Origin of the sequence: Haloarcula sediminis (assembly GCF_035656455.1) — an archaeon.
GTDB classification, from domain to species: Archaea; Halobacteriota; Halobacteria; order Halobacteriales; family Haloarculaceae; genus Haloarcula; species Haloarcula sediminis.
Map to the genome: position 1 here is coordinate 12,982 of NZ_JAYMGA010000005.1, position 26,442 is coordinate 39,423.

A 26,442-nucleotide genomic window follows, 5' to 3' on the forward strand; every position below is an offset into this window, starting at 1 on the left:
TAGACGGGTTATTCGGCGTTTCTACTCGAATAGGCTGTCAAATATATAGATAGAGGTGGATTTATACCGAGTGGCCGGTAAACGAACGCACATGGAGACTCGCAAGGTGCAGGTGACGGGCGGTTCGACGTACACCGTGTCGCTACCGAAAGACTGGGCAACATCGAACGACGTGAGCGCGGGCAGCGTCGTCGAGTTCCACGCCGAGGAGGACCTGCTGTTGCTCGCGCCGAAACACGACGAGGACCGCGTCGAGGGGGCTCTCGACATCGACGGGCTGGACAACCCCCACGAACTCACGCGCGCGGTGATGACGATGTACGTCAGCGGCTTCGACGTCATCCAGCTTGAGGCCACCCGCATCACGGCCGAGCAACGGCGCATCATTCGGGACGCCACCCAGGGCCTGGTCGGGCTCGAAGTCATCGAGGAGACCTCCGACCGCATCGTCCTCCAGGACCTGCTTGACTCCTCGGAGCTGTCGATTCACAACGCCATCACGCGCATGCGGCTGGTCTCCCTGACCATGCTCTCAGACGCCGTCGAGGCGCTCATCGAGGACGACGACGACCTCGCGGAGAACGTGATGCAACGGGACGACGACGTGGACCGGCTCTGGTATATGGTCTCGCGGGTGTTCCGCACCGTCCTCCGCAACCCCACGGCGGCAAACGAGATCGGCTTTCCCCGGGAGACCGTCTTCGACTACCAGTCGAGCGCCCGCCAGCTCGAACGCATCGCCGACCACGCCACCAAGATAGCGAGTCTCTCACTGGAGATCGGCGAGATAAGCGGCGACACCGCCGACCTGCTCCGCCAGCTCGAATCCGAGGCGACCACCGTCCCCGAGATGGCCATGGACGCCCTGCTGACCGAAGACTCCGACGAAGCGGTCGAACAGGCCAACGACGCCCAGAGCCGCATCCCGGCCGTCGACGAGACCGCCCGCGACATCGACAGCAAGGTCCGAAAGGCCGACCCCGAGAGCGCACAGATACTGGGCCGTATCGTCGACTCCCTGTCCCGGACCGCCGACTACGGCGGCAACATCGCCGAGAGCGCCCTCCAGAAGGCCGCGCCGCGCCCCTAGTCGTAGTACCGTTCGAGCGCCTGTACCGCCCCGTCTCTCGTTTTCAGATATCGCCGTCCGCCGTCGGGTGTCCGCACGGTGTAGTCGTACGTCTCGCTGTCCGGCTGGTACCAGTACTCGGCGTACCGTTCGAGGGGGTCGGCCGACCCGCTGTCGCTCGGCCGGTCGACGCCCCCGTCGGTGGGTTGGGCCAGCCCGTACTCGCCGTCGGTGGCCCCGTCCGTCGAGGCCACATCCGGCTCGGTCTCCGGGCGAGACTCGTCGGTTTCGGCCCCGTCGGCGGTCACCAGGATGTCGCTATCGACGGGGTAGTCCGCCGACAGTCCGACCTCGACGTCCTCGTTACGCCGGGCCTTCAGCGTCTCGCGCATCAGGATTCCCTGGGCGTTGACGACCGGGCGGCCGTCCCGGGGGTACTGCTGGTCGTAGCTGCCGTCGCTGTTCATCACCCACCGTTTGCGGTTGTCCGCGAGGATGAGGTCGAGGTTGAACTTCAGCTGCCGTCTGAGGTCGGGGTCCTCGACCGGCGTGACCGCCTCGACGCGGTAGTCGAGGTTGCGGGTCATCCAGTCGGCGCTCCCGATGTAGTAGTCCGGGTCACCACCCTCCGGCGGGTCCTCGAAGTCCGCCGAGCGGGCCGCACGGGCCCCGTTCTCGAAGTAGAAGATGCGGGAGTGTTCCAGGAACCGGCCGACCACGGAGTGGACGGTGACGGTCTCGCTGACCCCCTCGATACCGGGCCGGAGCCGGCAGATGTCCCGGACGATGAGGTCGATGTCGACCCCCGCCATCGACGCGCGGTACAGCTCCTCGACGATGTCGGGGTCTTCCAGCCCGTTGACCTTCACGACGATGCGGGCGGGTCGGCCGGCCTGGGCGTGTCTGGCCTCCCGACGGATGGCCCGCGTGAGTTGCGGCCGCATCGTCACGGGGGAGACGAGCAGCTTGCGGAACTCCTCGTCCAGCGACGGGCCGGTAAAGGAGTTAAACAGCGTCACCAGGTCCTGGCCGATGTCGCGGTCGGCGGTCAGGAGCCCGAGGTCGACGTACCCCTTCGCCGTCCCGGAGTGGTAGTTGCCCGTGCCGACGTGGGAGTAGAGGTTGACGCCGTCGTCGCCCTCGCGGACCACGAGTGCGGTCTTGGTGTGGGTCTTCAGCCCGATGGTGCCGTAGGCGACGTGGATGCCGTTTTCCTCCAGCCGGCGGACCCACTCCAGGTTGTTCTGCTCGTCGAATCGGGCCTTCAGTTCGACCATCACCGCCACCTGCTTGCCGTTCTCGGCGGCCTCGATGAGCGACTGGATGACCTGGGAGTCACTCGCAGTGCGGTAGATGGCCGCTTTCACCGCCAGCACGTCGGGGTCGTTGGCCGCCTCGGTCAGGAACCGCTGGACCGTCTCACCGAAGTCGTGGTAGGGGTGGTGCAGGAGTATATCCCCCTCGTCGATATCGTCGAAGATGGTCCGGGGACGCTCGGCGTCCGTCCGCGCAAGCGGGATCGAGTCGGGGTCCCGCAGCCGCGGGTGGGGCTGGGGCGTCCACGACTCCAGTTTCAGGTCGGGCCGGTCGAGGTCGGTCAGCGTCTCGAACGCGCGGTAGTCGAGTGGCCCCTCCAGGTCATATATCTCGCGCTCGTCGAGGTCCAGTTGCTCCTGGAGGGTCTCGCGGATACGCGGGTGGGCGTCAGCGGCGATCTCCATCCGGACGACGCTGGCAAAGCGGCGCTGTTCGAGCACCTCCTCTATCATGTCGATGAGGTCCTCCGCGACCTCCTCGTCGCGGCGCACCTCGGCGTTTCGCGTGAGCCTGAAAAGCGCCGTATCGACGACGTCGACATTCGGCAGGAGGAGGTCCAGGTTGTGGCGAATGATCTCCTCGACGAGCACGTAGCGGGTGTCGTCGTCTAGCTGCACCAGTCGGGGCCGGTTGGGCGGAATCTTGATCCGGGTAAACGTCAGCTCGTCGTCGCGGGGCCGAGTCAACACCGCGAGCGACAGCGACCTGTTGGAGATGAACGGAAACGGGTGGGCCGGGTCGAACGACAGCGGCGTGAGCGTCGGTAACACCGACTCCTCGAAGTAGTCGCGCAGCTCCAGTCGCTCCGCCTCGCCGAGGTCGTCGTAGTCGAGCACGTCGATGCCGGCCTCCGCCAGCGCGGGCCGAAGCGTCTCGCTGTAGCAGTCTGCCTGTCGGCGCAACATCGGCGCCAACGTGTCGTGGCTCTCCTCCCACTGCTCGACCGGCGTCCGGCCGTCCGCGGTGCGTTCGGTGACGCCGGCTTGCACCTGCTGTTTCAACCCGCCGATGCGTTTCATCACGAACTCGTCGAGATTGCGGGTGACGATAGCGAGGAAACGAACGCGTTCCAGCAGCGGATTCCGTTCGTCTAACACCTCGTGGAGCACCCGCCGCTGGAAGGCCAGTTCCGACAGCTCCCGGTTCAGGTAGCGGTCGGGGTCGGTGAGGTCGACCCCGCTTGGCTCGTAGGGCGGGATGCCGATGTCGTCGTCAGTCACTGTCCCTCGACCGGGTCGGCCACGCGGGCGTCGACGATACTGTCTGCCGACCGCGAGACGTAGGTTTCGGGCGGCTCGACCGTCACCAGCTCGTCGGCCCGGTAGTCGTAGGCGGTCAGTTGCCCGCCGTAGACACAGCCCGTATCCAGCCCGACGGCGTGGTCGGTTACGAACGGGTCGGCAAGCACCGTGTGGCCGAAGAAGACCCGGGGAGACTCCCGGCGGGTCTCGAACCAGTAGGGCCGCTCATAGCTGGCCTCGGGCACCAGTGACCGGTTGTTCAACAGTTCGGTCAGCGTGTGTTCGACGACGGGCTTGCGGTGGTCGATGCCACCGTGGACGACCAGAGCGTCGTCCCAGGAGATGGCCACGGGCATCGACTCGACGTACTCGTAGTCCGCATCGGTCAGCGCGTCGATGGACTTGCGGCCGTCGACGAGCTTCTGTTCGTTGTTGCCGCGGACGCTGACGAGGTTCTCGCGCTCGCGGACGAGGTCGAGGACGCCCTTGCTGTCCGGTCCCTTTCGGACGAGGTCGCCGACGAAGACGACCAGGTCGTCGTCGGTCGGCGAGAGTTCACCGAGCAGCCGTTCGAGCGTCCCACGGCAGCCGTGGACATCGCCGACGACGTAGATGTCGTCCCACGCGCTGGCGTCGATGCGTCGTGTCGGTGCGTCGAGTGCCGGGTCGAACGTCGGGTGAGCGGTCATGGCGGTCACGGGACTCTTGATAGTTCGGACGGGAGAGCCGACTTAGGTGCTTTATAATAGTGGTATATATCGGAACGTACCGCTCGTGAGAGGCGCCCAGAACACGGCCTGACGGAGCGCAGCCGCTATAGCGTCGGAAAACCGCGAAAAGACGGGAGATTACTCGACGAGGACGGCGTTGACCTGCCCGTCCTGACCGGGGCGGGAGGTGACCCGCGCCTGGCCCTCGCTCGTCTCGACGATGGCGCCCTTCGTGATGATGTTACGGCGGGCGTAGTTGGGGTTCGAGGGGTTCTCGGTGACCTGCTCGATGGTGGCCTCGACGGTCTCGTCGCCGTCGGCGACCGACGCGACGTTCGTCGTCACGGCGCGGACCTTGCTCGTGTTGCCCCGCGAGTGGACGACCTTCAGCTTCTGGTCGCCGACCTGGGTCTCGGTCGGCTGGCGACCCAGCTCGTGTTTCTTCTTCTTGTGGTTCGGTCGCCGTCGGCCGCCTGTCCGCTTGCGTGGGGAGCGTCCCTGGTCTTGCATATCCGGTACGTGGCCGAGCGGCTACTTGAAGCGTTCGATGCTAGCTGTAGGAACCGCTGTGGTAATTGGCAGCGATATACTGGAGTCAGACGACGCGACCACTACTGACAGCCAGAAAGCCCCGCTGGGCTAAACTCGGGGGGCTCGCTGCGCGCTTCCCTCACTACGTTCGGTCCAGTGCTTGTGTCGCCCGCCTTCGTTTAGCCCAGCGCCCCTTTCAGTCCCACCCGTAGCCGGTTGGTCAAACAGCACAGGGTGGGACTGAAAGGGGCGGCCGTCTTCGGGAAGGCGGACGACGTAAGCACCACAGGAGTGAGCGTAGCGAATGACGAGGAGCACAGCGAATTCTCCGAAAATCAAAGATTTTCGGGATGACGAGAGAGCTTCGCTCTCTCGAACCACCCTCGACCGAAGACGGTCGGGGCTTTCTGGCTGTAGTAATCGGTGACCGTCACAGCGACACGACCACCCGCAGTCACTGCTCGCAATCGCAACCGTTACACCCGAACCGACCGGCCCATTCGGTAGATGAGTCTGAAGACGGCCGTGGCCGCGCCGTTTCGCCAGCGGGGAACCGACCGGATGGCCGAAAGCGAGTTCGTCGTGGCCCTCTCCCTTGACCGCAACTGGTTCTCGCCCGACCAGGCCAAGACGCTGGTCGACGTGGCCACCAGCGAGGGGCTGCTCGAACCCGAGGGAGATACCCTGGCCGTGGGCTTTGACGCGTCGTCGACGACCATACCCGACGGGTTCCAGCCGGGAGAGGAGATACTCCAGTCGCGCTCGACGTTCGAACAGGTGCTTGACGCGGTCGTGGAGACGGGCGTCGAGAAACAGACGGCCGTCGCGGACATCAACAAGCGCCAGTCCGAACTGGGCGTGACACTGAACGCGGCGGCGGTCGTCTACGCCCGCAGCGAGGGGGTCGACGTGGGCGGTATCGCCGCCGAGGTCAGGGAGGAGCTCTGATGGTCGAGGACCGTATCACGGACGGGAAGCGAGTCGGGCAGCTGTTCGCGTCCGAGTTGACGGGCCTGGAACGGGGGCCCCTGGGCGCGGTGTCAGTCGAGGACGCCGACCCCGACGCCGAGCCGACGCCGGAGGGAACCTACGCCTTCCGCGTCGCGGCCGAGGGGGAGACGCTCGGGACCGTCAGCGTGACCGAAACGGCGACGCGGCTGGCACTGGAGACGCCGACGGGATTCGAGAGCGACCGCGACGACGTCACTGTCGAGGACGGGGGCCGGGTCGTCGTTGCCCACAGCGGGGCCGCGGTCAAGGTACTCGTTGACGTGGTCGCGGAGACACTGCGATAGCCCCGAGCGGGCTGTTCAGGCCGGGCCGGCCAGGGCCTCGCTGGTCCAGGCGATAAAGCCGGTCAGCACGAGCGACGCGCCGACGAACGCCAGCGTCGCGGCCGTCGCCAGCACCAGGGTCGAGAGCCCGAGCGGCGAGCCAAGCGCCATCACCACGGGCGAGAGCGTGAGACACAGCGAGCCGGCGGCGACCGCCTTGCGCTGCTTGCGCGAGAGGTTCACGCCGAAGTGAAATCGGGAGCCCTCGGGCGGGTCCGGGGCGGCGAGGCCGACACAGAACAGCGGCACGCTCACGAACACGAGCGTCGCGGCGACCGCGTTCGACCAGAAGGCCCACTGGCCGGTCGTCGGGGCCATCGACAGCAGCGCACCGACGGTAAGCAGGGCGAAGCCGACGACCACGCCGACCGGCCTGAGCCGCGAGTCCGACAGTGCTTCGCTCAGGTCGGGGAGCGTCTCGGCGACGTGTCCCACGTCCAGGGAACGGTCCATAGCGGCTGCTTTCTCAGCCAGTACAAAATACTGCCGGTTCGAATTATCACCGATGATACCCGGCGGAGAGGGAAACGCTTGTATCCGTCCCAGTCGGCCCGGTAGATATGCACTTTTTCGACCGGCTGGCCGACCGCATCGCGGTCGCCGACAGCGTGGTCTCTGTGGGGCTGGACCCCGACCCCGACCGCCTCCCCGAGGCGGTGGCCGACGCCGACCTGCCCCGCTTTCAGTTCAACCGCCGCATCATCGACGCGACCCACGAACACGCCGCCTGCTACAAACCGAACGCCGCCTTCTACGAGGACGCCGACGGCTGGCGGGCGCTCCGTGAGACCATCGCGTACGCACACGGGAAAGACGTGCCCGTCCTGCTAGACGCAAAGCGCGGGGACATCGGCAACACCGCCCGCCAGTACGCGTCGGTTCTCTCCGACGACGACGGCCCGGCCGCCGATGCCATCACCGTCAACCCGTTCCTGGGTCGGGACTCGCTCGAACCGTTCCTCCAGCGCGCCGAGAAGGGCGTGTTCGTGCTCGGGCGCACCTCCAACCCCGGCGGGGCCGACCTCCAGGACCTCGAACTGGCCTCCGGCGAGAGGCTGTACGAGCGGGTGGTCCACCTCGCGGACCTCTGGAACGACAACGGCAACGTCGGCCTCGTCGTCGGCGCGACCAATCCCGAGGAACTGGCAGAGATTCGGGAACTGGTCCCCGACATCCCCTTCCTCGTCCCCGGGGTCGGCGCCCAGGGCGGGGACGTCGAAGCCGCCGTCGAACACGGGCTGGCCGACGGCGTCGGGCTGGTCAACTCCTCGCGGGGCATCATCTTCGCGGGGGAAGAAGCGGCGGACCGCGGCGACCCCGAGAAGTTCTTCGAGGCCGCCGGCCAGTCCGCGAAGCAACTGAAAGAACAGCTCAACCAGTACCGCTGAGTCAGAACCGATAGGTGTCGACGCCGTCCGGGAGGTTCTCCGTCGAGTCCTGTCCCCCGCGGCCGCCGACCTGACTGCTGCACTCGATGCAGACCCCGAGCTGACGGTCCCAGTGGCGTTCACAGACCAGTTGCCCACACCGATCACAGCCGTGCTCGACGTCGGGCTGCTGGCAGATTTCACACAAACCTGAGACACTCATGCTACGCTCTAGCGTACTCGGACGTTTCAACGCTTCGGGGACTAGGAACAGAAGTCGGTGTTGTGACAACCGTGACGGACTTCAACCAGAAAGCCCCGACAGGCTGGACTCGGGGGTGGTTCGAGAGAGCAGAGCTCTCTCGTCATCCCGAAAATCGAAGATTTTCGGAGAACTCGCTGCGCGCGCCCGCTTTGCTCGCGTGCGTGCGTCGTCCGCCTTCGTCCAGCCTGTCGCCCCTTTCATTCGCCCAGCGCTGTGTAACCAACCGGCTACGGGTGGACTGAAAGGGGCGGGTCGTTGCGCGAACCCCGGCAAAGCAAGCACCGTAGGCACGACCAGCGGGAGTGCCGAGGAGCGCAGCGAGCCGCGGGAGTGCAACGACCCGGGGCTTTCTGGCTGTGTGTTGTCGCTTCGGCAGCAATAGCTAGCGGGGCTCTCTGGCTGTTCTGAATCTCGCTACCGACTGCAGTATTCGAGGTTACTAGACGCTTTTGTCCGTCGGGCACCCACCGGAAGACGTGATTCCGGGCGCCGACGAGTACGACGTCGACGTGACCATCGACGACAGCGAGGTCGAGCGGCTGCTGTCGGTGATGCCCGAAGACGTCGGGACGGCGCCCGAACTGAGCTACTGCCGGAACGTGTTCGTTCCCCTCACCACGGCCTGTCGGTACACCTGCACCTACTGTACGTACTACGACCCGCCGGGGGAGGCGACGCTCATGTCGCCCGAGGAGATACGCGAGACCTGCCGGGCCGGAGCGGCGGTGGGCTGTACCGAGGCCCTGTTCACGTTCGGCGACGACCCCGACGACCGCTACACCGAGCTGTACGACCAGCTCGACGCCTTGGGCCACGACACGGTCCACGAGTACCTGCGCGAGGCCTGCGAAATCGCGCTCTCCGAAGGGCTTCTCCCCCACGCCAACCCGGGCGACCAGACGCGCGAGCAGATGGCCACCGTCGCCGACGTGAACGCCTCGATGGGCGTAATGCTGGAGACGACGGCCGACGTGCAGGCCCACGGCGGGCCGCGGGCGAAGTCGCCGGGCCAGCGACTGGCGACGATTCGGACCGCGGGGGAGCTGGGGGTACCATTCACCACGGGTATCCTGGTGGGCATCGGCGAGGACTGGCGCGACCGGGCCGAGAGCGTCCTGGCCATCGCGGCGATGCACGAGCGCTACGGTCACGTTCAGGAGGTCATCGTCCAGCCGGTCGTCGAGAACGAGCGCTGGAAGGGGGGTTCGCCCGACCTGGCGACGATGCGGCGAGCGACCGCGATGGCCCGGGCCGGACTGCCAGCGGAGGTGTCGGTCCAGGTCCCGCCCAACCTCGCGCCGGCCCGGGAGCTGGTCGACTGTGGCATCGACGACCTGGGCGGGGTGTCCCCGGTGACCGACGACCACATCAACCCCGACTACGCCTGGCCGGCCCTGCGGGAGCTAGAGGCCGTCGCCGACGCCGCCGGCGTCCCGCTGCGCGAGCGGCTACCCGTCTACGAGCGGTTCGTCGAGGCGGAGTGGTGTCCGCCGGCCGTCGAGCGGGCCATCGGCGCCGAGGGGGCGGCCGGCCGGCGGTTCCGGGCGGTGCTGGAGCGGGGCGAGAACCCGACGACGCCAGTCAGCTCCGACTGAACGGCGAGAGACGCGTGTCCGCCGGCGCCCGCTGGCCGGACACCGGAAGCGTCGAGGCGCTGTGCCGGCGTGGCGGGCATATCCGTGGGTACCTAGATAGCTAGGTGATAGCTATAATACCGTCCGGAAACTAGACTCACGTGTACCCGGGTGTGCCTCTGACAGCTCTCCCGGGAGGCTTTTGTTTCGGTGAGCCGTCGCGACCGCGCCCCAGTCACTACAGCAGCGGCGTCCCGTCGGCCCGCGGCCCGAGAGTCGGTCCCAGCACGTCCGCGTCCGGGTCGACGACGCGACGGAGTTCGTAGTCCGTCGACCGCTCGACCGGCGTGCGGCCGATAGCCGTTATCATGTCGGCGTACTCACGCACCGAGCGGAACTCTCCGTAGTCGCCGCCGGCCCGTTTGGTTATCTCCTCGGAGAGGATGGTCCCCATGAAGTCGTCGGCGCCGCAGGTGAGCATCTTCAGCCCGCCCGCGTCCCCGTATTTCACCCACGAGGACTGGATGTGGTCGACGTTGTCGAGAAAGAGCCGGGAGACGGCTATCATCAACTCGTCCTCGTCGGCACTTGCGCCACCGTTGACCATCCCGCGGTCGGCAAGCGGCGTCTCCTCGTGGACGAACGAGAGGGGGACAAACTCCGTGATAGCGCCGGTTCGGTCCTGTAGCGCCCGCACCTTCCGGAGGTGTTCGACGCGGTGGCGAGCGTTCTCGACGTGGCCGTACATGATAGTCGCCGTCATCCCCAGGCCGACCGCGGCGGCGGCCTCCATCGCCCGTAGCCACTCGGCGCTGTCAATCTTGCCCGGGCAGATGACATCCCGGACTTCGTCGACGAGAATCTCGGCGGCCGTCCCGGGGATGGTGTCGAGGCCGGCGTCCTTGAGCCGTCCGAACACGTCCTCGTAAGACCAGTCGGTCCCACGGCGCGCGTGGTAGGCCTCCTCGGGCGTCATGGAGTGGACGTGGACGCCGCCGACAGCCATCGCCCGGATCTGCTCGCAGTAAGTCCCCGGGTCGGTGTCGTACTCGCTCGCCGGCCGGTAGTTTAAGTCCTCCCGGTCGCTGGATTCGAGAATCTCGAGATGCTCGTCGTCCAGCGCGAGCGCGGGGTGTAACCCCGAGACCGAACACACCTCGTAGATACCGCGGTCCAGCGCGTTCTCGACTATCTCGCGGGACTCCGCGGGCGTCTTCGTGAAGCCGCCGTGTTCCTGCTGGTAGTCGCTGCGGAACTGCTCGGAGCGGTCCTTGAAGTTACAGAACAGACAGCCCGTGTTACACGCCGTCGTGACGTTGTTGTTGAGGTTCGCGACGAACGTCACCTCCTCGCCGACCACCTCGGCGCGCCGGCGGTCGGCGGCCTCAAGCACCAGCTCCTTGCGCCCGCGGTGGATACCGGCCACGTCGGTGCCGGTCGTGATGAGTTCGACACCGTCGGCGACCGTCAGCCGGTCGCCGTCTCTGGCCTTCGCCAGCGCGTTCTCGAAGGACTGGTCGGTTACCGGCTGCTGGGCGAACTCAAACTCGCCCGCCGGTGGCGTCGCGTCCGACATTACCGGAAGGAGGGGGACGACCGAGAAAAACGTGTGGTTCCACCCTCACAGGCCGCGGCTGTAAACGAGCGCGAAAACGAGGAGCGGACTCACACAGCGGGCTCAGTTCGGCAAAATCCCACCGATAAGGCCGGCCGTCTCGGCGACGACCCAGGCGACAAACAAGGCATACGCCCCAAGCAGCGTGTACGACTCCGGCGTCGAGAGCGCGAGGTCCGTCCGGAGCGTGGTAAAGAGGAGGACGGTCGCCCCGGTGAGGACACCGAACATCGGCACCGCCATCGCGAAGTCGACGGTCCAGGCGCCGGCGATGAGGACCCCGACCGGGATAGCCACCAGCAGGTCGAACGTGTTCGACCCGAGGACGTTCGCAAGTGAGGTGATGCCGCGGCCGTCGCGGGCGGCGCGCACGCTGACGAGCGTGTCCGGCAGGCTCGTCGCCGCCGCGAGGACGGTCACGCCCAGCAGGAACTCCTCGAAGCCGAAGGTCCGGCCGATGACTCCGACGGAGTGGACGAGGTTCTCGACGGCGACGAGGATGACGGCCAGTCCGGCAAGCAAGAAGAGCCACTGGCGGCGGGCGTCGATGCCCGCGGCTCCGTCGGCGTCGCTCTCGTGGTCGGCGGTGTCCTGGTACTGGATGAAGACGTACAGCCCGTACAGGGCCAGCGGGATGACCGAAAGCGGGCGGGTGACGATACCCGACAGCGTCGCCGGGCCCGGGTAGTAGATGACCGCAAGCGCGAACGTGATGAGCAAGACCGAGACCGCGAGCATGTAGAACTGGGCCTCCTTGTACACCAGCGTGCGGTTGGCGTCGATGTCCTCGTCGGTCGTGATGCCCGCGACGGCCGGGATGACGAGCACGTTGAAGATGGCCGAGCCGACGATGGCACCGACGCCCAGGGGCATCGACCCGCCGACGGCCGCGACGACTACCGTCGCCAGTTCCGGGAACGACGAACCGACGGCGACGATGATGGCACCCTGGACCACGTCGGGCAGTCCGTAGTAGGCCGCCAGCCGCTCGCTTGCCGCCTCCAGCCAGTCGCTGCCCTTCCAGATGGCGACCGTCGCGGCGAGAATGATACCCACGTCGACAAGCAGCGCCATTGTGGGGCCGTCTACGCCCCGAGGTAAAGCGGTTCCCATCGGCGCCAGTCGTTCAGACACCGTTCGTGCGACCCCAGTAGGGCGCCGAGTAAACGGGGACACCCGACTGCAGCGCTGCCCTGCGGTCGGGTGTGCGCTGGGTTTTTTAATACCTACTGCAGCAGTATGCCAGTGTATTTCATGTGTTTAAGGAACAGTCGTATATGTCGCCATCTGATTTATCTGAGCGGAGAAAGAACACGTACGCACCATTATGAACGACAAACGACAGCAACACGTGACTCCGTTCGTTCAGGACGGGGAGGACGCGACGGCGGTCGGCTCGACCGTTCGCGCGTTCCTACGCGAACGCGTCGACGCGGCCGGGGCCAACGGCGTCGTCGTCGCGATGAGCGGCGGCCTCGACTCGACGGTGACGGCGACCCTTGCGGTCCAGGCGCTCGGTCCCGAGCGCGTCCTCGGTCTGGGGCTGCCCTGTCACAAGACCGACGCCTCGGCGACGATGGAGGCCAGCGTCGTCGCCGACCACCTGGGTATCGAGTTCCAGCGAGCCCACCTCCAGCCGCTGTTGCAGGGGTTCGAACAGCAGCTCGCCCCGGACCTGGCGGGCGAGGAGCCACGGGGGCCGACGCCGACGCCGGACCGCGCCCGACACAACACCGTCGCCCGGCTCCGGATGTGCTGTGCGTACTACGCCGCCAACCGGCGGAATCGCCTGGTCGTCGGCACGGCGAACCGCTCGGAGCTGTTACTGGGCTACGTCACCAAGTACGGCGACGGCGCCGCCGACCTGTTCCCGCTGGGTGACCTCTACAAGACCGAGGTCAGGACGCTCGCCCACCACCTCGGGCTGCCCGACCCCATCGTCGAGAAAGAGCCCACCACCGGACGCTACCCGGGACAGACCGACGCTGACGACCTCGGGGCGACCTACGACGTCATCGACTCGCTGCTGTACCGGGTCATAGAGCGTGGCGACTCGGTCGAGGCCGCCGCGCAGACGCTCGATACCGACGAGTCGACGGCCCAGCGGCTGGTCACGATGTGCAAAGAGACCGCACACAAACGCGCCATGCCGCCGATAGCGGACGTCGACGGGCGGTCCCGGCAGCCGACGGCCGACGACTGATGCTGGTGGCTGTAACAAACTGACGCAATTTGCCACCGCGAATATCTATACGAACGGACAGCCACCAGTATGAAACCCGCCGGAGGCGCGTCTCGCTGGTGACGGTATGAGAAACGTCTTTGTCACCCGTCCCAAAGCGCCGCCAATGACGAGCGTCAAGGAGTTCCGCGTCGACGAGCCGGCGACCGCCACCGACCTCGGGCGCGGCTCGTTTGTCTTCACGGACGACTACTCGGTGTTCGACTGGGGGAAAATGCCCGACGAGATTCCGGACAAGGGCGCCTCGCTGTGTACGATGGGGGCGTACAACTTCCGCCTGCTCGAGGAAAGCGGCGTCCCGACCCACTACGAGGGCGTCCGAACCGAACCCGACGGCCCGGTACGCGACCTGGAGGCGGCCCTCGCGGCGGGGACCCCGCCCGAGGAGATGGTCATCTCGCTCACCCAGGTCCCGGACCTGCCCGAGCGCGACGGGGAGTACGACTACGACGCCTACCACGACGAGGCCAGCGAGAACTACCTGATTCCGCTCGAAATCGTCTTCCGCAACCGCGTCGGGACCGGCTCGTCGCTTCGCAGCCGGACCGACCCCGCCGACCACGGCCTCGACTACGACGCGTGGCCCGACCGCGTCGTCGAACTGGACGACCCGATAGTGGAGTTCTCGACGAAGTACGAGGAGCAGGACCGCTATCTCGACCGGGCGGAAGCCGAGCGTATCGCGGGGAAGGCGAGCCTCGACCGGCTGGAGGAGCTGGCCCTGGCCGTCGACCGTCTCGTCACCGAGACCGCCGCCGAGGCCGACCTCGTCCACGAGGACGGGAAAATAGAGTGTCTCTACCACGACGGGGATATCCGGGTGGCCGACGTGGTCGGCACCTTCGACGAGAACCGCTTCTCCTATGACGGCCAGCAGGTCTCGAAGGAGGTCATCCGCCAGTACCACAAGCGGACCCAGCCGGCGTGGGTCGAGGCCGTAAGCGCCGCAAAGGAGCGGGCCACCGCCGAGGGCGTCGCCGACTGGAAATCTCTCTGTGCGGAGTCGCCGGCGCCGCTCGACGAGGCCGTCATCGGGGCTGCCCGGGACCTCTACTGTGCCGGGACGAACGCCTACGTCGATGGCGACGTCTTCGAGGCGCCGTCGCTCGACGCGGCCGTCGACGCGGTTCGGGACCTCTAACGAAACCCGGACACCGGCGGCTGACCGGCCGGCTACAGCAGGAACGAGACCACGGCGAGGACGATGAAGATAATCACCAGCCACTTCGCGATATCCATACTCAGGCCGGCGATACCACGGGCACCGAGGACGCCCGCGACCAGGGCAAGCACGAGGAAGACGACCGCGAGCCAGAGGAGGTCACCACCGAACTGGAGCGGGGTGAACTGTCCGACTGTCCCTGCCGTTGCGACCGATTGTATCGACAACATGTCGGATATTTAATACGCCGCCGTTGTTACCTCCGTCGGTCGTTCAGGGCGGTATAGGCTGCTTACCGGTGTCGTGTGTCCGGACGGCGAGGGCTCGGGGCCGTACCGCTCACTCGGTCCGTGGCACCTGTAGCGCCTCGCGTGGCCTAGTCGTCCGCTGCTGTGAGAACGGTTATGAAGAGAGCTATGCGCTAACGCGCGGTCCTCTATGGCTTAGTCATCGGCCGCAGCGAAGCTAACGTGTGCGAACCCACACAGCGGTTCGCACTGGCCTAATCATCCGCTTCGGCCTCCGGCTCGTCGTCGGCGACGAACTCGCCGAGCCCGTCGATGGGGCGGTCCGGATTCTCGTCGTCGAGGTTCTCGGGGGCACCGAGCTGGGCGTCGGTGTTTTCGGGGTCCCGGAGCTTCGTCCGGCCCCGATGGACCGTCACCTCGTCGTTGAGGTGGAGCTTGATGGCCTCGATGAGCGCCTCGGCTTCGAGTGGCTGGCCGAGCTTCTGTAGCTCCTCCTCGGTGGCGTCGTCGGGGACGTTGAACGCCCGCTGTGTGATTATCGGCCCCTGGTCCAAGTCGGTCGTCACGTAGTGGGCCGTGACGCCGGCGATGCGGACCCCCTCCTCGATGGCCTGCATGTACGCCGAGGCCCCCGGGAACGCCGGGAGGAGGCTCGGGTGGACGTTGATGATGCGGCTCTCGTAGCGGAAGACGACGTCCGGCGAGAGGATGCGCATGTACCGGGCCAGCGCGATGAGGTCAGCGTCGTACTCGGCGAGCAGTTCGAGCAGCCGCTCCTCGTCGGGGGTGCCCTTCTCGTCGCCGATGTCGTGGAACGGGACGTCGTACTTCTGGGCGAGCGGTTCGAGGTCGTCGTGGTTGCCGATGACGACCTCGATGTCCGCGCCGAGGTCCCCGTTGGCCCAGGCCTCGAACAGCGCCTCCAGACAGTGTGACTCCTTGGTCACGAGGACGGCGATGGACTGGGTCTCGCGGTCGGCGGGGAACCGGACCTGCGTGTCGACGCCGAGTTCGTCGCCAAGTTCGGCCAGGTCCTCCCGGAGTTTCTCCTCCGTCGTCACCATATCGGCGGTGTCGACGTGCATCGTCATCCGGAAGACGCCCTCCCGGACCGCCTGGTCTAGGTCCTCGATGTTGATGCCGCGCTCGAACAGCAGCGACGTGACTTCCGCGATGAGCCCCGTGTCGTCTTCGCCGACGACCGTAATCTCGGTCAGTGCGTGTCTCACAGTCGATACCTCCGTGCGATCTCTGCAGTCATTGCTCTGGGGTTCGACGGGCGCGATGCAAAAGGCTTCGTTTTACGCGGGCGGTATAGCTTTGTCGTTCCAGTGAATACGCGCCCACGTGAGAGACGAGTTGCCCGCCGTCGTCTGTGTCGACGCCGACGAAGGGACGCGAACGGCGACGGTCGAGGCGTTGGAAACCGCCGGCTTCGAGGTCCGACCGTGTGACTCCGTCGGGGCCGCCGAAGCCGCCATGGACGACAGCGTCGGCTGTGTCGTGACGACGGCGGCGCTGTCCGACGGGGGCGTGTTCGACGTGGTCGCGCTGGTCCGTGACCGGTACCCCGACTGTGCGTGTGTGCTCTTTACCGACGAACCGCCGGCCGACCTGCCCAGAGGCGGGCGCGACCAGGTCGTCGAGTACGTCCCCCGGACGGTCCCCGGGGCCCACGACCGCCTCGTCGACGTGGTCAGGGCCGCCGCGACCGAAGTGACGCAGGCGGCCTACCCCATCCCGGAAAACGAGACGGAGCGGCTGGCTGCCCTCGAAAGCTACGACGTCGACGAACTGGCCGCGCTAGACACCTTCGAGCGCCTGACGGCGCTGATAACCGCCCACTTCGACATCGACGTGGCCTTCGTCGGGCTGGTCGGTGCCAGCGAGGAGCGCTTTGTCGCCTGTGAGGGGGCAAACTGGCGGACGCTCTCCCGCGAGGACACCATCTGTACCCACACCATCCTCACGGACGACGTGATGGTCGTCGAGAACGTCCAGGAAGACCCACGCTTTGCCGCCGTCGACCGCCTCGAAGAGCTCGACATCAGGTCCTACGCCGGCGCGCGCATCACCGACGAGGACGGCAACGCCCTGGGGGCGGTCTGTTGTATCCACGGCGAACCCCGGTCGTACACGCGAGCCGAACGCGACGACCTCAGGCGGTTTGCCGACGAGGTCGAGGAGCAACTACGGCTTCGCCGTCGGCTGGGTACAGGGGGGTCATGACGTGGCAGCGCGACACGGCCCCCGCTATGAGTTTCCGGACCTCCCGCTCTCCAGCGTCGAGGCGGGGACGAACCTGCTGCTGACCGGCCCCGCCCTCGAAGGCGCCCGCGAGCTGTTGCTCCGGCTCCTGCTCGGCGAGGACGGCGTGGTCATCATCACCGCCGACACCAGCGCCCGCAAGGTGCTCGGGGCGTTCGAGGACGTGGGTGGACGGGTCGACCGCGAGCGAGTCCGGGTCGTCAGTTGCACACAGGAACGGGACGACGAACTGGGCGACTTCGTCTCCTCGGTCGGGTCCCCGGGCGACCTGACGGGCATCGGTATCGAGTACTCGGGCCAGTACGAGCAGGTGTACGCGCGGGGCTACGACACGGTGCGGACGGGCATCTACACGCTGACGCCGCTTTTGGTGTACAGCGAGGACATCCGGCCGGTCTTTCGGTTTATCAACACAGTCACATCACGCATCCGGACTGCCGACGGGCTGGGTATCTGTGCCATCGACCCGTCGGCCCACGAGGAGCAGGTCGTCACCAGCATTGCCCAGCCGTTCGACGGCCGAGTCGACATCCGCAAGCGCGAGGACGCCGTCGAACTCCGCGTGAAGGGGCTCCCCGACCAGCCCGGCGAGTGGACGGCCGTCCCCGCGCTGGAATAACACAAGCGTTTTCTCCGCCGCCCACCCGGTGCTCAGTAATGACCGCCTTTACCGCCACCGTCACGGTCCGGCTGAAACACGGGGTGCTCGACCCCGAGGCCGAGACCACACAGCACTCACTCGAACGCCTCGGGTTCGAACTGGACGACCTGCGTTCGGCCGACGTGTTCGAACTGGACCTGGAGGCCGAGGACGCCGACTCGGCCGCCGACCGCGCCGAGGAGATGGCCGAACGGCTGCTGGCGAACCCGACCATCCACGACTACACCGTGGAGGTCGACCAGGCCGAATGACAATCGCCGTCATCCAGTTCGGCGGCTCGAACTGCGACCGCGACTCGGTCCAGGCGCTTGAATCGATGGGCCTCGACGCGGAACTCGTCTGGCACGAGGACGGCCTGCCCGCGGACACCACCGGTATCATGCTCCCCGGCGGGTTCTCCTATGGCGACTACCTCCGGGCCGGTGCGATGGCCGCCCGCTCGCCGATCATGGACGAGGTCCGCGAGGCCGCCGCCGACGGGACCCCGGTGCTCGGCGTCTGCAACGGCGCCCAGATCGGCTGTGAGTCGTCGCTCACTCCCGGCGCCTTCACCACGAACGAGAGCGCCCGCTTCCAGTGTGAGCACGTCCACCTGCGCGTCGAGAACGCCGACACGCCCTGGACCAGCCAGTACGAGGACGGCGAGGTCATCGAGCTCCCCATCGCCCACGGCGAGGGCCGCTACGAGATCCCCGACGACCGCCTCGACGAGCTGGAAGCGGAGGGTCGCATCCTCTTCAAGTACTGCGACGCCGAGGGCGAGGTCTCGCCCGAGGCCAACCCCAACGGCTCGAAACACGCCGTCGCCGGCGTCACCGGCGAGTCCGACCACGTCGCCGTCATGATGCCCCACCCCGAGCGGGCCTCGCTCGAAGACCTGGGCCGGACCGACGGCCAGCCGGTGCTTACCGGGTTCGCCGACTGACGACACACGCCGTTTTCACGAGATAGGAACTGCCCAGCTGTCGCTGTGTGGTTCGTCCAAAGGGATAGGATGGGGCCAGTGGAGCGTGTGACATGGTCCGCGGCCCCTATGCATCGATAGGACGCCGGTTGGTAAAAACGCCAGCCTACCGGAGTGAAAGTGAAACTGGTCGCCCCACGCAGTGAGAACAGTCACCACACTCTTTTTGTCCCGGCGCGTAGCTGACGTATGAACAGTGACGGGACAGCAGCCACCGGGGAGTCCGTCCGCGTCTGGCTCGTCGAGCGGACCTACGGCGACGACGAGCAGAACCTGATTATCCTCACCTACGCCACGCCGGACGGTCACCGGGATTTCCGCAAGGAGCGGGCCCTGACCTCTTTCACCGGCGACCACCGCGAGACGCCGGTCTCGATAGCGGTCGACCCCGACAACCTCGGCCACGTGGACGACGCCGAGACCCGCGACCGCTACGCGGCGGAGGTCGAGCGGATGCAGGAGAACCACGAGCCGACGGAGTCGCTGTAAACGGCCGGCCAGCCCGTCGGTAACGCCGGTCGCGAACCTACCGTGCCAGCGGCAGCGCGTAGCTGTGTTCCCGCTCTCGGACGGCCTCGTAGGTCGCCTCGCACTCGCAGTCGACCTGCTCGAAGACGCTCGGGTCCTGGCGCAGGTCGAAGTCCTTGATGGCGCGCTGGACGCGGTCGTCACACTCACCGCAGTTGTGGGGCCCCCTGTCGGAGCCGTGTCCCACGGGGTCCGAGACGACGATGACGTCCTCGTCGGCGGTGTCTTCGAGCACCTCGGCGACCGACCAGAGCCACGGCGGCCGGTAGCCGCCGTCGTGGTAGAGCTCCTCGACCATCGTGTAGCGCTGGACGTTACAGGGGTTCATCGAGACGGTGTGACAGCCCTCGACGGCCGCGCAGCGTCGCACCGACGATTTCATGTCCTCGACGGCCTCCGACTCCGTGAGGAAGGGCGGTTTCATCAGCAGGTAGGCCTTGACGCCGGCCCCCGCGTCTCTGGCTTCCGCGCAGGCGGCCTCAAAGTCCGCGAAGTCGAAGTACTTGTTCACGCAGTCGTGGCGCACCCTGTCCGTGGCGGTCTCCAGCCCGACGGCCACGTCCGTCTCCAGGCCGGCGTCGACGAAGTCACTGACACGCTCGTCCTCGACGAAGTCGGGCAGGGACTCGACGACGATGCGGTCGCGGTCGGCGAAGGTGTCGGCGATGGCCTGCCGCGTCTCCGCGGGCACCTCCCGCTCGTCGAGGAAGCTCCCGGAGGTGTATATCTTGATGAGTCCCGAGGGCTCCTCGGCGTTCTCGTCTTCGTGGTCGAGACAGTGCCGAATCTGGGCCATCAGGTCCTCGTGGGCGACGCTGCCGCCCTCGACGGACTCTGCGACGTACCCACACATCGTACAGCCGCCGGCGCGGGCCCACCGGCAGCCGCCGGTGTTTAAGATGATGGTCAGGCTCTGGTAGACGCCGTCGGGCGTGTTGTCCTCGTCGAGCCAGACGCGGGTAGGTTCGCGGGGGTCGTAGGTGGAGTCGTTGCGCGAGCGGACCTCACGCATCACCGCGTTGTGGGCGTCCATCCCCTTGCCCTGCTCGTACACGTCGGGACTGGGTTTACTCATTACGCGGCCTTGCTCACGGGCGCGTAAAGCCTCTGCGCTCGGTGAGCGCGTCGACTCGCGCCGCCACAGCAAGCCAGACGGCCCCGCCGCCAGCGGCACCGACCGCGTTCGCCACCGCGTCGGCCCCGCTGAACGAGCGCGAGGGGACGAGCGTCTGCAGCAGTTCGATACCGCAGCCGTATGCGACGGCGAGGCCGACCAGCGCGGCCACGACGACCGTGTCACGGCTCCCCCGGGCCCACGCGAGCAGGCCGGCGAGGACGGCGTAGCTCCCCGCGTGAACCCACTTGTCGACGGCGACGCCGAGTGGGGCCGGGAGCGGGGGTCCACCGGTCTCGGGAGCGGGCAGCAGCGAGACGACGAGCACCAGCAGGGCGAACCCGACGGCGGGCAGCGTCCGACGGGTCACCACCGGTGGGGACATACCGACGGAACGGGCGGCCCGGAGATAAGCCCCCCGACCGCTACGGCCCCGCGAGACCGAGGGTCCACGCCAGACCGACACAGCCGACGGTGGCGACGACGAGCCCGCCGGTCGCGTACAGCGCGGCGCGGCGGCGATACCGGGTTCCGACGGTCCGGGCGGACCCCGCGGCGACGTGAGCCCCGTCACCAACGACCGGACGGCCCTCGTCCCGTCCGACCACCGTCCCGATGACAGCGGCGTGGGCGCCCGGTTCCAGCACGGATTCCGTGTACCGGCGCGGTCGGTCGCCGTAGTCGCGCTCGACGTCGGGAGCGGGGGCACCGACCGGTCCGAACGAGTGGCCCTCAAGCGAGCGCGTGCGTTCGCGGGCGAGGTCCATCGTCGCGTCCTCGACGTCGACCCAGACCGGGCCGCCCTCGTCGGCCACGCGGAAGCGGTGGCCCCCGGTCCCGCCGCAGACGGTGAACATCCCCTCGTCGGGGTCCGGGCGTCGGCGTCCGGGACCGACCACGGCTACCGTCCACGACCAGCAGACGGCTTCCCGTCCAGTGACCGGTGCGGGCGAGGTGGCGGTCGCGGTCACGCGTCCCGAGACGGCCACCCTGCTCCCGATTCGGCCGGTCGTGGCGTCCGCCCGTAGCCGTCGCCAGCGCCGCGCGAGGCCGACGGCGCCAGCAATCCCCTCACAGCCGGCCACGAGAGCGACGACCCAGACACCGACCCGAAGCACAGCCCGGCGGCCGGCGGTCCACGCCGCTACCGCTTCGGGGCCGGCGAGGAGATGGAGGACAGCCGTGACGGTCAGGGCCACCGCGACTGCGGCGGCGGACCGCGCCGGTGTCAGCCCGTGCTGTGAGAGCCTGTTCGTCGCTGCGGCGTCGCCCTGATAGTAGACGACGCCGGCAAACAGCGCGACGCCGACCGCCGCGACGAACGCGAGATAGAGGAAAAGCGGCGCCACCATCGGCCGGACTGTGGCGCCCCCGTGGAAAAAGCGCTTCGCGAGCGGGTTACAGCTCCTCGGTGTGGCGCATCTGGACGGCGATGCCCCGCGACGACGACTGCATCTCGGCGCCGTGCATCTGTGCGCGGCCGACGCCGAAGGCGGCGTCGCCCTGCACCACGACCTCGTCGCCGACGCGGATGTCGTCGCTGGCGTCGACGATACCCGGTGCCAGCACGGAGCCGTGGGGGACGAACGGCTCGATTTCGACGGTCTTCGTCGGTACGTCGCTGTCGACCCAGCGGCGGGCGCCCGCCGTCGTCAGGGAGAGGACGCCGTACTGCTGGGCGAGCGCGGCGAGCTGTTCGCCGTCGGCGTCGTCGGCCCGCAGCTGCGGGTACCGGCCCTGCGTGCCGATGTCGGGGAACAGCTCGTCGCCGGCCCCGGCGCCGAACTGGTAGTCCGCGATGGCTTTGATGGTCCGGTGTTCCCGGGCGGACTTCTGGTAGGTGTCCCACCCCTCCAGTTCCGCCGCGAGGTTGCCAAGCGAGTCCGCCGTCGTCGGGTGGTCCCGGACGGTGTAGGTGAACTCACGGCCCAGCGAGTCGGCGACGCGCTCACAGATGTCCCGATACCCCTCCCCGGGGACGTGCGCGATTATTTCGGGGTAATCGGCGCCTTCGAGATACCGTTTCAGGACCCGAGACACGAACTCTATCTCGTTTGCCGACCAGTTGCCCGTCACCACCGAGTCGTAGTGCTGGGCGGGATACGTGAGTTCAAGCTCCTGGGGCACGACGCCGATGGGCGAGGTCATCGAGACGACGTGGGCCCGCCACTGGATGGCGTCGTGGTACTGCTTGTGGCTCTGGGAGTCGCTGTAGGGCTTGCGAGCCGAGCAGGGGACCAACACGAGCGGCCGATCGTCGAAGCGGGGCGTGTAGCGTTCGGTCACCCGCTGGGCGAAGCGCTGTATCTCCACCCGGCGGATGGCGTCCTCCGTCGTGGCGGTCAGTTCCGCTCGGCGAATCAGTGGGGCGCGCTGCTCGACGTAGCCGTAGCGCTGGTCGAGGAGGCGGACGGTGGCGGTGAGCCAGTTGTCCTGTCGAGCCTGGCCCTCGACGTAGTCCCGCAGCCGTCCGTCCCGGATTCGCCGACGAACCCGCGACAGTTCGGCCGCGAGCGCGTGGACGTTGTGTTCGGCACAGTCGCTTCGGTCGAAGGAACTACGGGGCTGCTGGCAGGCGGGACAGGCACACGGGAGCTCGTCGAGGTCCTCCAGGAAGTACGCCTCGTCCGTTGTGAGATACCGGCCCTCGGTGCCCCGAATCACCGCTCGATGCGGGTCCACGAGGTCGACGCCGGCATAGACCAGCGTCGCGACGTTCCGTGGCGTGGCGACGCCCGGGAGGTACAGCGCGGTGTCGGCCGGGACGGCCTCTTTCACCGTCGTCACGGCGTCGACGAAGGCCGAGCCGTGGCCGACGTACCCCGTCGCGCCGGAGACCACCGAGAGGTCGGCGGGATGGTCGCCGGCAGTTTTCGGCGAGACGACGGCCCCGCTGGGAAAGTCGACATCGGGGTAGTCGTCGGCGAAGGCCTCGGCCACCTCGTCGGGCGTGCCCGCGGGGAGGCCGCGGTGCGGGAGAATCGTCACCGCCGAGTCGTCACCCTCGGGGGTGTCCGGCTCGGCCGGCCAGCGGCCCCCGGCGTCGTCGAGGACGGTGTGGACCGCCCCCGGCGTGTCTGTGTCCACGTCGTCGACCAGGGCGGGCGTCGGCACGGACTCGGCGAGGCGCAACTCGCCGATCCGGGCGGCCCCGTCGCGCTCGTGGACCTCGAAGTAGTCGGTCATGCGTTGGGGTCGGCCGCGGGCGACCAACTATCTTGCCTTTGACGGGCCGCCACAGCCTCGCGGTCGCCCTCGGCGTCGCCTACCTGTCCCGGCGTGCCGCCCGCTCGGCGTCCGCCCGGTCCATCCGCTCGCGCTGGTCGTGTTCGGCTCGCACCAGCGCGTACAGCACCAGCGGCGCGCCGACCGCGAACAGAGCCACGACGACCGCGACCGGGGCGCTGACCGCCGCCATCAGCCGAGGAAGACGTCGACGATGTCGCTGCTCCCGGCGCTCCGGTCGCGGTAGAGCTCCGAGTACCCGCAGTTGGCACAGCTGACCACTTTGAAGCTGTTCGTCTGGATGTCGAACATCTTCGAGAGGCCGCCGCCGGTCGTCGCGATCTCACCGACATCTGTCTCCGTGTGTCCGCACTTGGGGCAGCCACGCGAATCGTCGGGGTCGGGGACCATACTCGACGGTTCCGTTCACTGACTGTTAAAACTAATCGTGGTGTGGAAAGGCGTCTCACGCGGCGTCGAGAGACGGGTGCCACATCGCGGTGTTTTTCGCCATCGAGCGGCGACAGACGAGTATGGTCGGGTCACGCACCCTGACGGCGGCCGCCGGCCTGCTCGTGAGCCTGCTCCTCTCGGCGGCGCTGTGGTTGTACTTCGACACGCTGCTGGTCTTCCTGTTCCTGCCGTTCGTCCCCTTCCTCTTTCGCGGCTTCGGCGGCAACGACGGCCCGACTATCCGTCAGGAGTGTCCCCACTGTGGGTTTCAGGCCACCTCCGAGGCTTACGACTACTGTCCCCGGGACGGGAGCCGACTGGAAGAGCCCGAGTCGTAGGCCGGTCAGTCCAGAGGCTCGGCGACGAGGACGCCCACTTGCTCCGAGACCATCTCGACCGCCGTCAGCCCGTAGCCGGCGTCGGTGAAGGCGTCGGCGAGGACGCCCACCGTCGCCGGGTCGTCGACCTCGGGGCTGTAGAACGGGTCCTCGGGATTCGGCTCGCCGAAGAACATCACGTCCCCGAGCACGATGCGGCGCGGGTCAAGCGCGGCGAGCGTGTCGATGGCCTCGCGCTTTTCGCCGTCGCTCAGGTGGTGCATCGCGAAGTTCGAGGTGACGATGTCGACAGCGGTGTCATCGGGCACCTGCGGCTCGCGAAAGCGCCCCTCGCCGAACTCGACGGCCTCGGCGTCCCGGTTGGTGGCCTTCTCGCGGGCCCGTTCGAGCATCCCCTCGCTGATGTCCCGGCCGATGACGCGCCCGGCGTCGTCGGCGACGCTGAGCGCGATGGCGCCCGTCCCGGTCCCGATATCGAGCACCACGTCGTCGGCCCCGGGGGCGGCGTGGCCGACGACGAGGTCGACGCAGGCGCGGTACTCCGGCGAGTCCTGGCTCTCGTCGTAGTCGGCGGCGTGTTCGGAGAACCGGTCGGCGTGTTCGTCGATGGATTTCTTCATGGGACGTGTTGACCGCCGGGGCTCAAGAACGCCGCGGCTCGCCGGGCGATGGCGGCGACACTCCGGCGAGGCGGCGGCGCCCCCAATCAAGTCGACGAACTCGCGGGTTTCGCTCACTCCCGGGCGTGGAGGTCCCGGAGCCGGACCGAGTCGGGCACCCGGTCCAGCGCCGTCGCGGGCCAGTCGTCGTGGACCAGCGTGAACGACACTTCGGGGTGGAGTTCGACCAGCCGCGCGACGCCGTCGGCGGCGGCCTCGCAGGCCGCGCGGTCGGTCCGGTCGGGGACCTCCGCCGTCAGCGGGTAGGTGTCGGCGAGTTCCCGAGGATAGGGGCCGAAGGGCGGCAGGACGCCCCACGTCTCGTCGTAGCGGTCGTTCGAGCCGCCCTCGGTCAGCAACACCTCGTCGGCGTCGAGGTCGAAGCGGCCCAGGCGCTCCTGGTGGCGCAGCACCTCGGGTCGGCGGGCGCTCTCGCGCGAGGTGTAGAAGAAGGCGTCCTTCGAGACGGGGTCGGTCCGCTCCAGTTGCCCGGCGTGGTCAAGCAGCGTGCGGTAGCCGTCGAGCATCGTCGGGTGCCCGCGGGCCCGCGAGTCTACGAGTTCCAGCAGGTTCCCCGAGCGGATGGCCTGTCGGACAGTCCGGATCTCGCCGTAGGTGACGTGGAGGTTGTGACGGGCCAGCAGGTCCTGTCGGGCGTCGTCGTCCATACTCCGTAGCTCCGCGGGCGTGTGGTCGGTACAGACCGGACAGTGACAGGGGAAGTAGCCGAGGTCATCAAGCAGCTCGGTCCCCCGCACCGTGAGATAGCGGTCGTCGCGGGCGTACAGGGCGTAGGCCGCCGAGTCGAACAGGTCACAGCCCAGGGCGGCGGCCATCGCGAACATCATCGGGTGGCCCGCACCGAACAGATGGACCGGCCCCACCTCGCCCAGCCCGCGCTTGCAGGCCGCGACAACGTCGGCGAGGTCCGAGTAGCGGTACTCGTTCATCAGGGGGACGACGGCGCCAAGCGGGAACACGTCCAGCCCGGTGGTCGTGGCGTGGCTGGCGGCTCGCTCGCGCAGGTCGGGGTACGTAGAGCCCTGGACCGGCGCGGAGACGAGCATCTCGCCGGTGTCGGCGGCCGCGGCTCGCTCCAGGCGGTCCTGCGTGGTTTCGAGTTCCGATTCGGCCCGCTCGCGGTCGACGTCGGGCGGCGTCGGGATGTCGACCGGCGTCCCGATGTCGCTCCCGATGTCCTGCTGGAACTGGAGTATCTCCTCCGTGGTCACGTCGATATCGCCGTATTCGGCGAGTTGAAAGGAGCCGGAGTCGGTCATGATGGCCCCGTCGAAATCGAGCAGGTCGTGCAGGCCCCGCTCTAAGGCCGGCTCGCGCAGTTCGTCGGAGCCATGCAGGATGTAGCTGTTCGTGATGAGAATCTCGGCGCCGAACTCGGACGCCAGGTCGGCGGGGTCGACCGTCTGGACGTGGGGATTGACCACGGGGAGAATCGTCGGCGTCTCGACGGTGACGCCGGCGCGTGGCACTTCCAGTTCGCCCAGCCGGCCCGCGGCGTCGTACTGGCGGACCTCGAAGTTCGTCATTGCACGGTGT

At 67.7% G+C, this 26,442-nt stretch carries 30 protein-coding genes; 13 read left to right on the forward strand and 17 right to left on the reverse strand.

The features are described 5' to 3' along the window. Positions 1 to 91 precede the first annotated feature (91 nt). Positions 92 to 1,090: a PhoU domain-containing protein gene (locus tag VJ162_RS09060; protein ID WP_324663784.1), complete on the forward strand. Its 999-nt coding sequence runs from the start codon at positions 92 to 94 to the stop codon at positions 1,088 to 1,090. On the opposite strand, the gene ppk1 is transcribed toward VJ162_RS09060, so the two are convergent. The 3 genes from ppk1 to VJ162_RS09075 all read right to left on the reverse strand — a co-directional run bounded on the left by ppk1 (position 1,087) and on the right by VJ162_RS09075 (position 4,847). Beyond that, a complete protein-coding gene (gene ppk1 / locus VJ162_RS09065) occupies positions 1,087 to 3,606 on the reverse strand; it encodes a polyphosphate kinase 1 (RefSeq protein WP_324663785.1) in 2,520 nt (839 codons plus the stop codon). The two genes, VJ162_RS09060 and ppk1, sit on opposite strands and share 4 nt — an antisense overlap. After that, positions 3,603 to 4,316, reverse strand: a complete 714-nt coding sequence (locus tag VJ162_RS09070) for a metallophosphoesterase family protein (RefSeq protein WP_324663786.1) — start codon at positions 4,314 to 4,316, stop codon at positions 3,603 to 3,605. The genes ppk1 and VJ162_RS09070 overlap by 4 nt, the downstream gene beginning before the upstream one ends. Before the next feature lie 159 nt (positions 4,317 to 4,475). Further along, entirely contained in the window at positions 4,476 to 4,847 is a 372-nt protein-coding gene (locus tag VJ162_RS09075; RefSeq protein WP_324663787.1) for a 30S ribosomal protein S8e, read from the reverse strand. A 528-nt stretch (positions 4,848 to 5,375) separates the two neighbouring features. On the opposite strand from VJ162_RS09075, the gene VJ162_RS09080 reads away from it, so the two are divergent. Then, complete coding sequence (locus tag VJ162_RS09080) at positions 5,376 to 5,816, forward strand: DUF2240 family protein (protein WP_324663788.1); 441 nt, start codon at positions 5,376 to 5,378, stop codon at positions 5,814 to 5,816. Continuing rightward, positions 5,816 to 6,163 carry a hypothetical protein gene (locus tag VJ162_RS09085; protein WP_324663789.1) on the forward strand — a complete coding sequence of 116 codons (348 nt, stop codon included), beginning with the start codon at positions 5,816 to 5,818 and terminating at the stop codon, positions 6,161 to 6,163. Before VJ162_RS09080 ends, VJ162_RS09085 begins: the two co-directional genes overlap by 1 nt. Before the next feature lie 15 nt (positions 6,164 to 6,178). On the opposite strand, the gene VJ162_RS09090 is transcribed toward VJ162_RS09085, so the two are convergent. After that, positions 6,179 to 6,655 carry a hypothetical protein gene (locus VJ162_RS09090; protein ID WP_324663790.1) on the reverse strand — a complete coding sequence of 159 codons (477 nt, stop codon included), beginning with the start codon at positions 6,653 to 6,655 and terminating at the stop codon, positions 6,179 to 6,181. A gap of 107 nt (positions 6,656 to 6,762) precedes the next feature. Between VJ162_RS09090 and pyrF the strand changes: the two genes are divergently transcribed. Continuing rightward, positions 6,763 to 7,590 carry an orotidine-5'-phosphate decarboxylase gene (gene pyrF, locus VJ162_RS09095; RefSeq protein ID WP_324663791.1) on the forward strand — a complete coding sequence of 276 codons (828 nt, stop codon included), beginning with the start codon at positions 6,763 to 6,765 and terminating at the stop codon, positions 7,588 to 7,590. A gap of 1 nt (position 7,591) precedes the next feature. Here pyrF and VJ162_RS09100 read toward each other — a convergent pair whose 3' ends face one another. Beyond that, positions 7,592 to 7,792 (reverse strand): hypothetical protein, encoded by a 201-nt coding sequence (locus VJ162_RS09100; RefSeq protein WP_324663792.1) that lies wholly within the window; start codon positions 7,790 to 7,792, stop codon positions 7,592 to 7,594. Positions 7,793 to 8,310: 518 nt separating this feature from the next. Between VJ162_RS09100 and cofG the strand changes: the two genes are divergently transcribed. Then, the gene (gene cofG, locus VJ162_RS09105) at positions 8,311 to 9,429 is read left to right on the forward strand and encodes a 7,8-didemethyl-8-hydroxy-5-deazariboflavin synthase subunit CofG (RefSeq protein ID WP_324663793.1); all 1,119 of its coding nucleotides are present in this window, start codon (positions 8,311 to 8,313) and stop codon (positions 9,427 to 9,429) included. Positions 9,430 to 9,646: 217 nt separating this feature from the next. On the opposite strand, the gene cofH is transcribed toward cofG, so the two are convergent. Further along, positions 9,647 to 10,984 carry a 7,8-didemethyl-8-hydroxy-5-deazariboflavin synthase subunit CofH gene (cofH, locus tag VJ162_RS09110; RefSeq protein ID WP_324663794.1) on the reverse strand — a complete coding sequence of 446 codons (1,338 nt, stop codon included), beginning with the start codon at positions 10,982 to 10,984 and terminating at the stop codon, positions 9,647 to 9,649. A 102-nt stretch (positions 10,985 to 11,086) separates the two neighbouring features. Further along, positions 11,087 to 12,097: a sodium:calcium antiporter gene (locus tag VJ162_RS09115; RefSeq protein ID WP_324663795.1), complete on the reverse strand. Its 1,011-nt coding sequence runs from the start codon at positions 12,095 to 12,097 to the stop codon at positions 11,087 to 11,089. A 253-nt stretch (positions 12,098 to 12,350) separates the two neighbouring features. On the opposite strand from VJ162_RS09115, the gene VJ162_RS09120 reads away from it, so the two are divergent. After that, positions 12,351 to 13,226, forward strand: a complete 876-nt coding sequence (locus VJ162_RS09120; protein ID WP_324663796.1) for an NAD+ synthase — start codon at positions 12,351 to 12,353, stop codon at positions 13,224 to 13,226. A gap of 145 nt (positions 13,227 to 13,371) precedes the next feature. Then, a complete protein-coding gene (locus VJ162_RS09125; protein WP_324663797.1) occupies positions 13,372 to 14,406 on the forward strand; it encodes a phosphoribosylaminoimidazolesuccinocarboxamide synthase in 1,035 nt (344 codons plus the stop codon). A 32-nt stretch (positions 14,407 to 14,438) separates the two neighbouring features. Here the strand turns inward: VJ162_RS09125 and VJ162_RS09130 are convergent, their stop codons facing one another. Then, entirely contained in the window at positions 14,439 to 14,657 is a 219-nt protein-coding gene (locus tag VJ162_RS09130; protein WP_324663798.1) for a DUF1328 domain-containing protein, read from the reverse strand. A 272-nt stretch (positions 14,658 to 14,929) separates the two neighbouring features. After that, positions 14,930 to 15,904 (reverse strand): formyltetrahydrofolate deformylase, encoded by a 975-nt coding sequence (locus VJ162_RS09135; RefSeq protein WP_324663799.1) that lies wholly within the window; start codon positions 15,902 to 15,904, stop codon positions 14,930 to 14,932. 118 nt (positions 15,905 to 16,022) lie between these two features. On the opposite strand from VJ162_RS09135, the gene VJ162_RS09140 reads away from it, so the two are divergent. The 5 genes from VJ162_RS09140 to VJ162_RS09160 all read left to right on the forward strand — a co-directional run bounded on the left by VJ162_RS09140 (position 16,023) and on the right by VJ162_RS09160 (position 19,057). Next, positions 16,023 to 16,904 (forward strand): GAF domain-containing protein, encoded by an 882-nt coding sequence (locus tag VJ162_RS09140; RefSeq protein WP_324663800.1) that lies wholly within the window; start codon positions 16,023 to 16,025, stop codon positions 16,902 to 16,904. A 1-nt stretch (position 16,905) separates the two neighbouring features. Continuing rightward, the gene (locus VJ162_RS09145) at positions 16,906 to 17,562 is read left to right on the forward strand and encodes a DUF7504 family protein (protein WP_324663801.1); all 657 of its coding nucleotides are present in this window, start codon (positions 16,906 to 16,908) and stop codon (positions 17,560 to 17,562) included. 38 nt (positions 17,563 to 17,600) lie between these two features. Then, positions 17,601 to 17,855, forward strand: coding sequence for a phosphoribosylformylglycinamidine synthase subunit PurS (purS, locus tag VJ162_RS09150; RefSeq protein WP_324663802.1), 255 nt, complete (start codon positions 17,601 to 17,603; stop codon positions 17,853 to 17,855). Beyond that, complete coding sequence (purQ, locus tag VJ162_RS09155) at positions 17,852 to 18,529, forward strand: phosphoribosylformylglycinamidine synthase I (protein WP_324663803.1); 678 nt, start codon at positions 17,852 to 17,854, stop codon at positions 18,527 to 18,529. The genes purS and purQ overlap by 4 nt, the downstream gene beginning before the upstream one ends. Before the next feature lie 228 nt (positions 18,530 to 18,757). Further along, the gene (locus tag VJ162_RS09160; protein ID WP_324663804.1) at positions 18,758 to 19,057 is read left to right on the forward strand and encodes a hypothetical protein; all 300 of its coding nucleotides are present in this window, start codon (positions 18,758 to 18,760) and stop codon (positions 19,055 to 19,057) included. Positions 19,058 to 19,094: 37 nt separating this feature from the next. Here VJ162_RS09160 and VJ162_RS09165 read toward each other — a convergent pair whose 3' ends face one another. The 6 genes from VJ162_RS09165 to VJ162_RS09190 all read right to left on the reverse strand — a co-directional run bounded on the left by VJ162_RS09165 (position 19,095) and on the right by VJ162_RS09190 (position 23,846). Beyond that, entirely contained in the window at positions 19,095 to 20,171 is a 1,077-nt protein-coding gene (locus VJ162_RS09165) for an archaeosine biosynthesis radical SAM protein RaSEA (RefSeq protein ID WP_324663805.1), read from the reverse strand. A 13-nt stretch (positions 20,172 to 20,184) separates the two neighbouring features. Then, positions 20,185 to 20,595, reverse strand: coding sequence for a VanZ family protein (locus VJ162_RS09170; protein WP_324663806.1), 411 nt, complete (start codon positions 20,593 to 20,595; stop codon positions 20,185 to 20,187). 40 nt (positions 20,596 to 20,635) lie between these two features. Beyond that, positions 20,636 to 21,562, reverse strand: a complete 927-nt coding sequence (locus tag VJ162_RS09175; protein WP_324663807.1) for a GIDE domain-containing protein — start codon at positions 21,560 to 21,562, stop codon at positions 20,636 to 20,638. 46 nt (positions 21,563 to 21,608) lie between these two features. Continuing rightward, complete coding sequence (gene arcS, locus VJ162_RS09180; protein ID WP_324663808.1) at positions 21,609 to 23,396, reverse strand: archaeosine synthase subunit alpha; 1,788 nt, start codon at positions 23,394 to 23,396, stop codon at positions 21,609 to 21,611. Between the two features lie 79 nt (positions 23,397 to 23,475). Then, positions 23,476 to 23,628 carry a hypothetical protein gene (locus VJ162_RS09185; RefSeq protein ID WP_324663809.1) on the reverse strand — a complete coding sequence of 51 codons (153 nt, stop codon included), beginning with the start codon at positions 23,626 to 23,628 and terminating at the stop codon, positions 23,476 to 23,478. Next, the gene (locus VJ162_RS09190; protein WP_324663810.1) at positions 23,628 to 23,846 is read right to left on the reverse strand and encodes a zinc ribbon domain-containing protein; all 219 of its coding nucleotides are present in this window, start codon (positions 23,844 to 23,846) and stop codon (positions 23,628 to 23,630) included. Before VJ162_RS09190 ends, VJ162_RS09185 begins: the two co-directional genes overlap by 1 nt. A 122-nt stretch (positions 23,847 to 23,968) precedes the next feature. Here VJ162_RS09190 and VJ162_RS09195 point away from each other — a divergent pair, with 122 nt between their 5' ends. After that, positions 23,969 to 24,226, forward strand: coding sequence for a hypothetical protein (locus tag VJ162_RS09195; RefSeq protein ID WP_324663811.1), 258 nt, complete (start codon positions 23,969 to 23,971; stop codon positions 24,224 to 24,226). Positions 24,227 to 24,231: 5 nt separating this feature from the next. Here the strand turns inward: VJ162_RS09195 and VJ162_RS09200 are convergent, their stop codons facing one another. Next, the gene (locus tag VJ162_RS09200) at positions 24,232 to 24,846 is read right to left on the reverse strand and encodes a class I SAM-dependent methyltransferase (protein ID WP_324663812.1); all 615 of its coding nucleotides are present in this window, start codon (positions 24,844 to 24,846) and stop codon (positions 24,232 to 24,234) included. A 113-nt stretch (positions 24,847 to 24,959) separates the two neighbouring features. Beyond that, the gene (tgtA, locus tag VJ162_RS09205) at positions 24,960 to 26,432 is read right to left on the reverse strand and encodes a tRNA guanosine(15) transglycosylase TgtA (protein ID WP_324663813.1); all 1,473 of its coding nucleotides are present in this window, start codon (positions 26,430 to 26,432) and stop codon (positions 24,960 to 24,962) included. Between the last annotated feature and the right edge of the window lie 10 nt (positions 26,433 to 26,442).

Coding starts and splice junctions, on each gene's coding strand:
- purQ (WP_324663803.1), top strand. CDS start 17,852: ATGACAATCGCCGTCATCCAGTTCGGCGGCTCGAACTGCGACCGCGAC.
- VJ162_RS09085 (WP_324663789.1), top strand. CDS start 5,816: ATGGTCGAGGACCGTATCACGGACGGGAAGCGAGTCGGGCAGCTGTTC.
- VJ162_RS09130 (WP_324663798.1), bottom strand. CDS start 14,657: ATGTTGTCGATACAATCGGTCGCAACGGCAGGGACAGTCGGACAGTTC.
- VJ162_RS09165 (WP_324663805.1), bottom strand. CDS start 20,171: ATGAGTAAACCCAGTCCCGACGTGTACGAGCAGGGCAAGGGGATGGAC.
- VJ162_RS09125 (WP_324663797.1), top strand. CDS start 13,372: ATGACGAGCGTCAAGGAGTTCCGCGTCGACGAGCCGGCGACCGCCACC.
- VJ162_RS09115 (WP_324663795.1), bottom strand. CDS start 12,097: ATGGCGCTGCTTGTCGACGTGGGTATCATTCTCGCCGCGACGGTCGCC.
- VJ162_RS09185 (WP_324663809.1), bottom strand. CDS start 23,628: ATGGCGGCGGTCAGCGCCCCGGTCGCGGTCGTCGTGGCTCTGTTCGCG.
- VJ162_RS09170 (WP_324663806.1), bottom strand. CDS start 20,595: ATGTCCCCACCGGTGGTGACCCGTCGGACGCTGCCCGCCGTCGGGTTC.
- VJ162_RS09175 (WP_324663807.1), bottom strand. CDS start 21,562: ATGGTGGCGCCGCTTTTCCTCTATCTCGCGTTCGTCGCGGCGGTCGGC.
- VJ162_RS09070 (WP_324663786.1), bottom strand. CDS start 4,316: ATGACCGCTCACCCGACGTTCGACCCGGCACTCGACGCACCGACACGA.
- VJ162_RS09080 (WP_324663788.1), top strand. CDS start 5,376: ATGAGTCTGAAGACGGCCGTGGCCGCGCCGTTTCGCCAGCGGGGAACC.
- purS (WP_324663802.1), top strand. CDS start 17,601: ATGACCGCCTTTACCGCCACCGTCACGGTCCGGCTGAAACACGGGGTG.
- pyrF (WP_324663791.1), top strand. CDS start 6,763: ATGCACTTTTTCGACCGGCTGGCCGACCGCATCGCGGTCGCCGACAGC.
- VJ162_RS09100 (WP_324663792.1), bottom strand. CDS start 7,792: ATGAGTGTCTCAGGTTTGTGTGAAATCTGCCAGCAGCCCGACGTCGAG.
- VJ162_RS09190 (WP_324663810.1), bottom strand. CDS start 23,846: ATGGTCCCCGACCCCGACGATTCGCGTGGCTGCCCCAAGTGCGGACAC.
- cofH (WP_324663794.1), bottom strand. CDS start 10,984: ATGTCGGACGCGACGCCACCGGCGGGCGAGTTTGAGTTCGCCCAGCAG.
- VJ162_RS09060 (WP_324663784.1), top strand. CDS start 92: ATGGAGACTCGCAAGGTGCAGGTGACGGGCGGTTCGACGTACACCGTG.
- VJ162_RS09200 (WP_324663812.1), bottom strand. CDS start 24,846: ATGAAGAAATCCATCGACGAACACGCCGACCGGTTCTCCGAACACGCC.
- arcS (WP_324663808.1), bottom strand. CDS start 23,396: ATGACCGACTACTTCGAGGTCCACGAGCGCGACGGGGCCGCCCGGATC.
- VJ162_RS09195 (WP_324663811.1), top strand. CDS start 23,969: ATGGTCGGGTCACGCACCCTGACGGCGGCCGCCGGCCTGCTCGTGAGC.
- VJ162_RS09120 (WP_324663796.1), top strand. CDS start 12,351: ATGAACGACAAACGACAGCAACACGTGACTCCGTTCGTTCAGGACGGG.
- VJ162_RS09075 (WP_324663787.1), bottom strand. CDS start 4,847: ATGCAAGACCAGGGACGCTCCCCACGCAAGCGGACAGGCGGCCGACGG.
- tgtA (WP_324663813.1), bottom strand. CDS start 26,432: ATGACGAACTTCGAGGTCCGCCAGTACGACGCCGCGGGCCGGCTGGGC.
- VJ162_RS09160 (WP_324663804.1), top strand. CDS start 18,758: ATGAACAGTGACGGGACAGCAGCCACCGGGGAGTCCGTCCGCGTCTGG.
- VJ162_RS09090 (WP_324663790.1), bottom strand. CDS start 6,655: ATGGACCGTTCCCTGGACGTGGGACACGTCGCCGAGACGCTCCCCGAC.